Raw genomic sequence first — 9,211 nt, forward strand, 5'->3', positions numbered from 1 at the left:
TGTGCTTGACTTGGAAATGTCGGTATAGGACATTTCTATTTGGTTTTAAGGTAGGACATTTCTACTTAGGAATAACATAACATAACAACAACAACAAATGGATAGATGAGAAATTTACGTTCTTGATATTGGATTAACCTAAATTTTTTCGATACTGAATGAAGCCAGCGTTATCCGCTAGTTGCGGCATCAAATTATCCATCGGGGTCGATTGAGCAGTGAATGTAATATTTTCTTTATAATTTATAAGCTCAAGACACAACTTTGGTGGGATGGTCTACTAATTCAGAAAATTTATTAATAAAAGTGCTATCAGAAAATATAAGAGCGATCCCGAAGCTAGCTAGAAAAATATTATCTAAATCCATCTAAAATCGCTCGAACATTCAATAGAAATACTTTCAAAAAGTTAAGAATTCCAGTTTATCGACGTAACAGTCTTAACCCATTGCCAATCACCAGTAAACTCGCCCCCATATCAGCAAATACCGCCATCCACATAGAGGCATTACCAAAAATAGCTAACAACAAAAATACAAGTTTGATGCCTAGTGCAAGTGTAATGTTTTGCCACAATATAGTATGGGTGCGTTTTGAGAGACGGATTGTTTCAGGCAAGCGACGTAGATCGTCATTCATGACTACCACATCCGCGGCCTCCATTGCGATATGCGTTCCTGCACCACCCATTGCAAAGCCAATATCCGCCTTAGCCAAGGCGGGCGCATCATTAATACCATCACCTGTCATTGCGGTCACGCCAAATCGCTGTTGTAATTCAGCAATCGCTTGCAATTTATCTTCGGGCAATAGATTACCTTTGACTTCCGTAATGCCCGCCTCTGCTGCGACTGTTCGTGCTGTCGCAACGTTATCACCACTCAACATCACCGGTGTAATTCCCAATGATTTCAGTTCACTCACGGCTTGGGCTGATGAAGGCTTGATTGTGTCAGCGACAGCACACAATGCGATCACCCGATGCGCATTCGCAATAATTGTAACTGTACGACCTGCTTCCTCATGAATCTTGAGACGTGCTTCAAGTTCAGCAGAGCATTGTCCACGTTCTTCGATCCAGCGATGGTTAGCCAACACATAAGGATGATCCTCAATTACACCCTGAACACCACGACCAGCAACAGCATGAAACTCATTCACCTCGCGCACCTCTGCCGTCAGTCCTTCTGCGATTGCTTTGGATACAGGGTGATCCGATCTCGCTGCCAGACTTTTGGCAAGGCGTTCTATTTCTGCTTGTGGGGTATTCAAATCCAATTGCTCGAAGGCGACTAGTTTTGGCTTTCCTTCAGTGATGGTTCCAGTTTTATCTAAAGCCACAACCTTAATCTTGCGTGCGTCCTCAATGTACACACCACCTTTAATTAAAATCCCTCGACGTGCTCCTGCTGCTAAACCACTCACCACGGTCACGGGTGTGGAGATGACCAATGCACACGGACAGGCGATCACCAATAATACCAGTGCCTTGTAGAGTGACTGCATCCAATTCATATCTGTGAACAAAGGCATCGACAGAAACACAAGAATGGCGAGGACAAATACTGCTGGGGTATAAATAGCTGCAAAACGATCGACAAATCTCTGCGTCGGAGCCCGAGAAGTCTGTGCTTGCTCAACCGCATGAATAATACGGGTTAATGTACTGTCAGAAGCGGGTGCAGTGACCTGTATTTCCAGACTAGCCGTTTGATTAATCGTACCTGCATACACTTCATCACCTGGAGTTTTATCTATAGGCAGGCTTTCGCCTGTGACCGATGACTGGTCAACTGCACTGTGTCCAGCAATAATGCTACCATCGAACGGAATACGTTCTCCTGGACGGATTCGAGCAATAGCCCCGACTGCTACAGCCTTCACTGGTGTACTCAGCCATGTACCATCAGGCTGTAATATTTCTGCTTGTTCTGGAGCAAGAGACAGCAGACTTTTAATCGCATTCCGAGCACGATCTACTGCCCGTGCCTCAATGACCTCTGCAATAGCGAACAAAGCCATCACCATTGCTGCTTCCGGCCATTGCCCAATCAGAAATGCCCCTGTAATAGCGACCGTCATCAGCGCATTGATGTTTAAACGCCCCTGACGAAGCGCAGATAAACCTTTACCGTAGACTGAAAAACCTGACAATCCGATGGCTAAAACAGCTAAGGTCATACCAACAACCTTAACAGCCAAACTTTCTGGCAACATAAAAGCTAATGCTTCAGCACACAACGCTAGAACTAAAGCAGTAAACAATTTACCCCATGTCGTCCAGAAATTCTGGGCAGGATGATGGGTTTCTCCTGAAATTTCGTTATCGATATGAATAGCTTCAGGCTTAAAACCGGCTTTTCGTATTTCCGAGAGAACCACGGGTAACACTTCAGAATCAGCGGCAATCGCTAACTCTCGTTCTCCAAGATTAAATTGCAGGTTATGAATCCCTTCAATGTTTTTCAGTGCATGCCTGATTTCAGATTCTTCCGATGCACAATCCATGTTGGCGATCCGGAATCTATGGGATGTGCTAGCTGTAGAATCAGGTGATGGTTTAACCTCATCTAAAGATATTGAATCATTGCTGCCACAACTATAGCAGCCTGTAGTATTAGATTTTTTTTCGCCAGTAGAGTTCATAATATTCTCCTTGTCAGATACATTAAAAACCCTGTAGCCACTACAGTGTCAAGTATCTACAATTGAAAGAGATCAATATCTTGAAGGTGGGAATGTGAAAATTGGTGAATTAGCTAAAGCCACAAATACACAGGTAGAAACGATCCGGTATTATGAACGTAAAGGGTTATTGCCTAAAACAATCCGTACAGACAGCAACTACCGTGTCTATAGTAATACCCACGTTGAACGTTTAGCCTTTATTCGGTACTGTCGCGGTTTAGATATGACCTTGGATGAAATAAGGATGCTATTAAAGTTCAAGGATTTACCTAATGAATTCTGTGATCAAGTCAATATTTTGCTGGATGAGCATATCAACCACGTCGCTACGCGTATTAAAGAGCTAAAAATTCTTGAGCAACAACTCAAAGTCCTCCGTGAAACCTGCTGTGAATCTCAGAAAGCCAGTCAGTGTGGAATCTTGTCAGAGATATCAGCTGCATCAAAACAAGATCCGGAATCCTGGACAGATGAGTGCCATGTACATGGTTCACATGGTTCACATGGTATTGATGCTAAATACCGTAAAAAATCTTCTCAATAATCGGAACAAAGCTGTGATTGAGCAATTGTTATTTTTGATTCCTTGGAATAGCCACTGATCTAGTAAACAATTTAAATGGTTATTCTATTCGTTTTAAATACCGATATACAGCCTGCCGGCTGATACCAAATGCCTGGCCTAATGCCATTTTTGAAGGGTACTTCCCTTCCTTCCATTCTTGTCGCAAAGCTTCAGCCTGGTCAGGTTTCAATTTATGTACCCGACCTTTGTACTTCCCTTGAGCAGAGGCTAGTTTTATTCCTTCCTTTTGCCGCTCCAGAATGATTTCACGTTCGAACTGTGCAAAAGCACCCATCAGTTGCAGCATCAAATTATCCATCGGGGTGGATTGAGCAGTAAAAGTAATATTTTCTTTTACAAATTGGATAGCAATCCGGCACTGTTGCAAATAGGCTGACATGATAAGCTAAATATCTTATTTATTTCGAGATACAGCAGATGAATCCCTTCCACGGTCGGCACTTTCAAGGTGAAATCATTCTTTGGGCTGTTCGTTGGTATTGTAAATATGGCATCAGCTATCGTGAACTTCAAGAAATGCTCGCTGAACGAGGCATAAATGTGGATCACAGTACAATTTATCGTTGGGTTCAGCGTTATGCTCCAGAAATGGAAAAACGGTTACGCTGGTATTGGCGTAATCCTACAGATCTGAGCTCGTGGCATATTGATGAAACCTATGTAAAAGTGAATGGACGATGGTCTTATCTGTATCGTGCAGTCGATCAACGTGGCGATACCATTGATTTTTATCTTTCTTCTAGACGTAATACCAAATCAGCATATTGTTTTCTTGGAAAAATTTTAAATAATGTGAAGAAGTGGCAAATTCCACAAGTGATCAACACGGATAAAGCACCCACATATGGACGTGCTTTATCACGGTTAAAACGGGAAGGTAAATGTCCACCAGACCTTGAGCACAGGCAGATTAAGTATAAAAATAACGTGATTGAATGTGATCATGGCAAGCTAAAGCGGATCATCAGGGCCACATTAGGATTCAAATCTATGAAGACTGCTTATGCCACAATTAAAGGTATTGAAGTCATGCGTGCACTACGTAAAGGACAAGCATCGTCATTTTATTATGGTCAGCCTCAGGGTGAAGTGTGTCTAATCAACAGGGTTTTCGGTCTCTAAGTACTTTTTAAAGGAAACATCATCGACTCAAATCTCTATTTGCAACAGTGCCAGCCTGTTTACTTTCAAGAATCAATTAGTTTTTCTAAAATAAACATAATACACCTTATACGAAGTCAAAAAAATATATCTATATGATAATTAATGAAATTGTAATAACTATTCATAATGACCATTATGTAAAATGGATATGATAGAAGTGTACTAGTGAGTACACTTCTATCATAAAAAAGAGAGCTGCTAGCTCTCTTTTTTATGTTTTATTCAAAATGAAGTTGATATTTATCCGTCGTAATCTTGATCTTGAGGTTCTTATATTTTCGTTTTGTGGCACTCAGGGCTGAATCTGTCACTTCTGCATAAAATTTAGGGTCATTCATTAGATCATTAAATAGTTTATATCCAATCAATAACTTACTAGATTTTTTCTTTTCCTTTAGATCATTTTCAATCAACTGATCCAATTCTTTTACAGAAAAACTATGCATATTACCCTCTATAGTATCTTTCTGATAAAACAGCATACAGACTTAGCAAGAGGATTTAAAGCTTATTAGATAATTGATATTTATGAAATTGTGAGAAAGATAATATATTAGATTTATCTATTTAAGTTAAGTTTTTCTAAAAATAACATAATACACCTTATACGAAATACTTAATATTTATCATTAAATTTCAGTATATTAGATCAAGCCGTTGTGGGGCATAGGGTACCAGAGCGGCTTTTTATTGATTATTTATGTTCCACGCTTAAAATTCGAACAATGTTTCATGATTTTTATAAGTTAAACTAAATTTAGTTGCCAATCCCAATAAGCTATTCACTAACTTGTAAATATCGGTATACCGCCTGACGACTAATCCCAAAAGCTTTTCCTAATGCCATTTTTGATGGATACTTCCCTTCCCTCCATGCTTGTCGTAAAGCTTCAGCTTGGTCAGGCTTTAGTTTATGCACCCGACCTTTGTACTTCCCCTGAGCAGAGGCGAGTTTTATTCCTTCCTTTTGCCGCTCTAAAATTATCTCACGTTCGAACTGTGCAAAAGCACCCATCAATTGCAGCATCAAATTATCCATCGGGGTGGATTCGGCCGTAAAAGTAATATTTTCTTTTACAAACTGGATGGCAATCCCTCGTTTGACCAGTTTATCTACTTCAGTGACCAAATCTTTCAGGCTTCGCGCAAAACGATCCATGGAATGTACAATCACCCTGTCCCCTTCCCGGACATAGTTCAACATTTCCTGAAATTTAGGTCGGTCAGTATTTTTACCTGAAGCACGGTCAACAAAAATCCGGTCGACTTCAATTCCCTCAAGTTGACGTCCAGTGTTTTGCTCGACAGAACTTACCCGGATATACCCTACTTTTTGGCCTTTCAATTTTTCACGCCCCAATTGGATAAAAATGAACAATTTCGTAAATTATAAATCTTTAATACTAAAGTTACATGTTATTTATGATTAAAAATCATTTAAATGATACATAATTTCATGAACTTTCAGATTGTAACTTTAGGGTATGATCTAATATAACGGAATTAGTAAGAAGGTACTTTCACAATCAATTTAAAATGGTGTCTAAAGAGTCAGTGGCTATTCATAAATCGTTCTTCTTATTTTTGTTTATGCAATAGAAAAAGGTATCCCGAAAGATACCCCCTCTATTAAAGCCAGGCTATTTTATGATTTTAGATGGTGATCTATAAACTTCTGAATCCGAAGATCATTAGCTTTCAAGATCATGATGTCTACTGGATCAAACCAATACACAAATTCGTATGTTGCTTTACCAACACCTGATACTGCAGTTTGAGATTTCTGCTTCAGATATGGTTGCCAATCATACTTCACTCTGATTTTACTCATTACTGCTGCTGCATGTGGACAATCCAAATATTCCATCATTTCAGCATTAGTAATATGTGCTCCGCTTAGTAACTTTGCCAAGATTTCAGCAGCGTACGAATTAAGTTCAGGAAGCTTATAAGAATAAGCAGTTACACTTGTTGACATAAGAGTTATCTCCATAGTTTTGTCAATTTAGAAAAAACAGTGGAGTAGTCCCTTCATATTCTTGGTTATTCATTACTCAGACGAACCGTTGTTACACTTTTTTAGTTGTGAGAACTCCAGAACGGCTGTACAATTATCACCTAGATTTAAGAAGTCGGTCAGCTTATGTAGGAGTTCGCTTTCCATATTGACTACTTTTATCCACCAAATTAAGTTTGCTTAGTTAGCTCTAAGTTTTGTCAAATTAGCTGTGGCATTCTATGTCATGGCTTTTTTGCGTCTTCAAAAAGATAATTCAGCAATGTATATAATACACTGGAAAAGTATAGTGTCAAGTTATATTTGCTCCAGAACGCGCTTATTTGCGTTCTAAGCTCGTTTAGTAGCAAAAAGGCAAATCTCATACCTATAGTACCAAAAAACCGAATACGAGCTTCTTATGAGCATTAAGAGGCATATAAAGTCAAACTCTACAGACTTGTTGTATGTGGACTGCGTCAATTTTTGTCGTCTTGTGGTTGTCTTTAATAAAAACCACTATATGTTGTGTTTTCTCATTATTACTCATCTTTCCTCTTTAAATAGGACATCATCGACTTAAATTTCTATTTGCGACAGTGCAGTGCCGACAGCTCTAGCCAGCACCAAACACGAAAAAGCCCGATTGGATATCGGGCTTTTTTATTTCCAAAATTACTTATAGCCAATTAAAAATTATAAGCTACATTAACTTAAATCCCATATCTAAGGCTTCTCGAATCGATTTGTCTTGTTGGCTGACAATATCTCTAACTTTTCTTTTGAGCACAGACCATGCTTTTTCAATTGGGTTTAGATCTGGACTATAAGCCGGCAAATACATGAGCCTAGCATTGTATTGGAGAGCCAATTCATCAATTTCTTTACCTTTGTGAATCGAAGCGTTATCTAAAATCAGTAAGTGCTTTTGATGCTGACCATTTTTATCTTTAGGTAAGCTCTTCAGCAAATATTCAAGCCACCCAGTAAAAGTGCTGCGATCACATGAACCCTGAAAGATCAATGGAGCAATGAATCTGAAAGCTGCACTTGATCGAACAGCACTGATCATACTCAGTCTGGTTCCATGTCCACCCGATTTCAATGCATAACAACGTTTTCCTTTCTCAGACCAACCATACTCAGCGGTTTCATTGCTATTTATGCCTGATTCATCAAGATATAAAATATGCTCTTCACCATATTGCTGTTTCCATTGTGGCAGGAACCACTGAAATACGGCTCGTTCTATTTTGCAGGTTTGTCTGTAGAGAAAACTCTTTTTTTATGTGTCCAGCCCAGCTTATGTAATGCTTTCAGGATGACGTGATAGCCAACAGGATAACCAAACTGCTTTTCAAATAAGGGAACTAAATCCTTTGCCTGAGAAAATTTTGTTGTTTCCACAAATTTTTTAAATGCTTGAACATCTTTAATGACAGAAGGCCTTCCTGCATTGTGAGGTTTGGGTTGCTTCAATTGCCCAGTCTTTTGTTCAAGTAGAATCCAATCATCCAAGGTTGTTCTAGCGATATTAAATAGTTCGCAAGTTTTAGATTTATGATGCGTTTCTTTATAGAAAAGCATCACTTTTTCACGCAAATCAACTGAATAAATTTTGGGCATAGGATCAGGACGAAATGATTTCTTTAATTGTAGCTCATATTTGGTTATTAGCTATACTATACGCTTCAATAAATTCAGCTGGATTTTTGCGAATATAATCTCGAACCATTGCACAGTTATCTGGAGTTAATCCAAATCTATTTGCACGAGCACTTATTTCCTCTTGAGAATCATACTGCACATTCTTACTAAATCCTTTATTTAGTTCAATAAAGTCAGTGTGAGCATAGGCAAAACCTATACTTGCACATAAATCATTTAATTTTATTGTTTTTTGGGCCTTAGATTTTGCTTCATCTAATAACCTTATACTTTTTTCAGCTCCCATAAAACTTAGAAGCAAATGTATATAATCAAATTCAGCCTGATTATGTACCTTAACAGGCTTAAAATATGAACCAAATTTCCTTTTATTATCAACACTTACTTCAGCATATGAAGTTTCTGTTAATCCTACTAATAAAATCAATAATAAAATTTTAAATAAATGCATTACTTTCTCTTTATCTAGCGCCATAAGATATCTGAGTTCCAATTTTCAGGAAATCCCATTTTCTCTAAGGTTACATTTTTAGGTAAACTCTCAAAGAGTTTCATTAGTCGTTCAGTCATTCCATTACTAATAGATACGTTATTAGAAATATATCTCAATACAGCTAAACGGCTATAAATAGTATTTTTTTTAGTTAAATGACTTTCGATTACATCATAAGTTTTGGGAGGAAAAACATAAAAGTTTCTATTCCAAATACGACTATGGTGAGCACATAGATTTCTTAAATGTGTAAGAGTGTGAAACCAAGATTCCATTACATCAGATTTTTGAACATTGAAATCTCGTGCTATATCTTTCTTATCTTCAGTTAGAAGTTCACTGTAAGCTCTGGACCATGCCCCAAATGATAGCGTCTCAACAATCATCCATGAAGGTGGATATTTAGGAGAATCATATTTATCAGAATAATGCTGAATAAAAGTTTCTTTTGATTTTCCAATTTGTTCAAAAAATTTTTGATGATTAAAATCATTGCTAACAATACTCATATCCATAAACCAATGCGCATTATTATATTTGGCACTGTTGCAAATAACCACGAATGGTAAGCTGAAGACTGTTTTAGCTAAAGGTGCAGCATATGAATCCTTTCCAT

11 protein-coding genes are annotated in these 9,211 nt (G+C 38.2%); 2 read left to right on the plus strand and 9 right to left on the minus strand.

Annotated elements, in window-relative coordinates:
• Positions 1–423 precede the first annotated feature (423 nt).
• The gene (locus PAE54_RS11935; protein ID WP_326519597.1) at positions 424–2,646 is read right to left on the minus strand and encodes a heavy metal translocating P-type ATPase; all 2,223 of its coding nucleotides are present in this window, start codon (positions 2,644–2,646) and stop codon (positions 424–426) included.
• A 94-nt stretch (positions 2,647–2,740) separates the two neighbouring features.
• Here PAE54_RS11935 and cadR point away from each other — a divergent pair, with 94 nt between their 5' ends.
• The gene (gene cadR / locus PAE54_RS11940; RefSeq protein WP_326519598.1) at positions 2,741–3,232 is read left to right on the plus strand and encodes a Cd(II)/Pb(II)-responsive transcriptional regulator; all 492 of its coding nucleotides are present in this window, start codon (positions 2,741–2,743) and stop codon (positions 3,230–3,232) included.
• Positions 3,233–3,311: 79 nt separating this feature from the next.
• Here the strand turns inward: cadR and PAE54_RS11945 are convergent, their stop codons facing one another.
• Positions 3,312–3,653 (minus strand): recombinase family protein, encoded by a 342-nt coding sequence (locus tag PAE54_RS11945; protein ID WP_442784405.1) that lies wholly within the window; start codon positions 3,651–3,653, stop codon positions 3,312–3,314.
• Between the two features lie 38 nt (positions 3,654–3,691).
• Between PAE54_RS11945 and PAE54_RS11950 the strand changes: the two genes are divergently transcribed.
• The gene (locus PAE54_RS11950; RefSeq protein WP_071852299.1) at positions 3,692–4,396 is read left to right on the plus strand and encodes an IS6-like element IS1006 family transposase; all 705 of its coding nucleotides are present in this window, start codon (positions 3,692–3,694) and stop codon (positions 4,394–4,396) included.
• 260 nt (positions 4,397–4,656) lie between these two features.
• On the opposite strand, the gene PAE54_RS11955 is transcribed toward PAE54_RS11950, so the two are convergent.
• The 7 genes from PAE54_RS11955 to PAE54_RS11985 form a co-directional block, all read right to left on the minus strand.
• On the minus strand, positions 4,657–4,884 hold the full coding sequence (locus PAE54_RS11955; protein WP_004812234.1) for a hypothetical protein: 228 nt from the start codon (positions 4,882–4,884) through the stop codon (positions 4,657–4,659).
• Positions 4,885–5,216: 332 nt separating this feature from the next.
• The gene (locus PAE54_RS11960) at positions 5,217–5,783 is read right to left on the minus strand and encodes a recombinase family protein (protein WP_004282172.1); all 567 of its coding nucleotides are present in this window, start codon (positions 5,781–5,783) and stop codon (positions 5,217–5,219) included.
• A 300-nt stretch (positions 5,784–6,083) separates the two neighbouring features.
• Positions 6,084–6,416 (minus strand): hypothetical protein, encoded by a 333-nt coding sequence (locus PAE54_RS11965; RefSeq protein ID WP_326519599.1) that lies wholly within the window; start codon positions 6,414–6,416, stop codon positions 6,084–6,086.
• A 721-nt stretch (positions 6,417–7,137) separates the two neighbouring features.
• Positions 7,138–7,686: an IS630 family transposase gene (locus PAE54_RS11970; RefSeq protein ID WP_326519603.1), complete on the minus strand. Its 549-nt coding sequence runs from the start codon at positions 7,684–7,686 to the stop codon at positions 7,138–7,140.
• Positions 7,683–8,060, minus strand: coding sequence for an IS630 transposase-related protein (locus tag PAE54_RS11975; protein WP_326519600.1), 378 nt, complete (start codon positions 8,058–8,060; stop codon positions 7,683–7,685). The genes PAE54_RS11970 and PAE54_RS11975 overlap by 4 nt, the downstream gene beginning before the upstream one ends.
• A gap of 34 nt (positions 8,061–8,094) precedes the next feature.
• Positions 8,095–8,577, minus strand: a complete 483-nt coding sequence (locus PAE54_RS11980; protein WP_326519601.1) for a hypothetical protein — start codon at positions 8,575–8,577, stop codon at positions 8,095–8,097.
• On the minus strand, positions 8,568–9,211 hold a 644-nt coding region (locus PAE54_RS11985; protein ID WP_326519602.1), incomplete at its 5' end, for an Abi family protein. The genes PAE54_RS11985 and PAE54_RS11980, both read right to left, overlap by 10 nt.

The sequence above is a fragment of the Acinetobacter minutum genome (genome assembly GCF_035916735.1).
Lineage (GTDB): Bacteria > Pseudomonadota > Gammaproteobacteria > Pseudomonadales > Moraxellaceae > Acinetobacter.